This is a genomic window from Vibrio sp. Vb0667 (genome assembly GCF_033391095.1).
Map to the genome: position 1 here is coordinate 1 of NZ_JAWPOL010000181.1, position 1,389 is coordinate 1,389.

Genomic DNA, 1,389 nt, shown 5'->3' on the forward strand with positions numbered 1-1,389 from the left:
CACGTTTTGCATGGTCATAAAGACTTTCAATGCATCGAAACGTTTGGTTGTCGCGATGGATTTATCGACCAAGTTTGGTAGCTCATCGTGCTCACGGTTCAAGTAATCTGCGTGATGAAGCAAGAACTTAAAGTTCGACTTGTCGTTCACCAAAAGTGCGCCACAGCTGATTGTTTGGTAGAACAATTTGTGGAAATCGACACTGATAGAGTGAGCGCGCTCAACGCCTTTCAGGCGAGACTTATGACTGCTAAGGATCAGCGCACCACCGTAAGCACCATCCACATGCATCCACATGTCGTGCTTGACTGCCATGTCGGCGATGAAGTCTAGGTCATCAATTGCACCGTGATCCGTCGTACCCGCAGTACCAACAATCGCAAATGGAATTAGCCCTGCAGCTTTCGCTTGCGCAATCACTTCATCTAGCTTCGTGATATCCATGGTGCCATCAGCGTTTGCATCCACAGTCATCACCGCTTTCTCACCAAGCCCCATCCAAGATGCAGACTTTTGAACTGTGAAGTGTGATTTCTTAGAACATACGATGCGAAGTTTGTCAGCGTAGTCAGGCAGACCTAACTTCTGGATTGAGTGACCACTTAGCTTATCTGCGATCCAATCACGTGCCAGCATCAAACCCATTTGGTTACTTTGCGTGCCACCGCTCGTGAAAATACCATCGGCTTTTTCGCTTAGGTCGTACTTGTCGCACAGCCAGTTCACCACTTTTTGCTCTACGTAAGTTGCAGAAGATGCTTGGTCCCATGAATCCATTGATTGGTTCAGTGCTGCAATCATCGCCTCTGCTGCAACAGCCGGCATTAAAGGAGGCGTATGCAAATGCGCGATACAATCAGGGTGTTGAGTGAAGATAGCGTTCTTTGCCACCAGCTCTGCCGCATCATCGATTACGGATTTAAGTGGCGCATTTTTGTTGTCTAGGTCAACCGCGTTGATCGCATCTTCTAACGCTTTAGGCTCCATACCTGAGTATGGTGCGTTAACTTGTTCAAACACTGACTTCATTGCAGCAGTTGTGTGGTTCATTACTGATGCAAACTCAGCACTGCCTAGTTCACCGGTATGGATGAAGTGCTTTTTCCACTCTTCTTGTGGTGCAGCTTCAACGTGGCTACCGCCTGCGGCGATGATCGCTTCTTCAAGCACACGTAATGCGAAGTCAATCTGTTCGAATGAAATGATAAGTGGTGGAAGGAAGCGAATAACAGAACCTTCGCGGCCGCCTTTCTCAACCATCAAACCACGCTCAAGCGCAGCACGTTGAATCGCTAGGGTCAACTGACCGTCAGCAAGAGGTTCACCAAACTTGTTAAGCTCGCCGTTAGGATTCTTGATTTCAACGCCTAGCATCAAGCCTTTGCCACA

1 protein-coding gene is annotated in these 1,389 nt (G+C 48.2%); it reads right to left on the reverse strand.

Annotated elements, in window-relative coordinates:
- Positions 1-1,389, reverse strand: a 1,389-nt coding sequence (locus R8269_RS24450; protein WP_318222806.1) for a pyridoxal phosphate-dependent decarboxylase family protein, incomplete at both ends; no start/stop codon positions are given.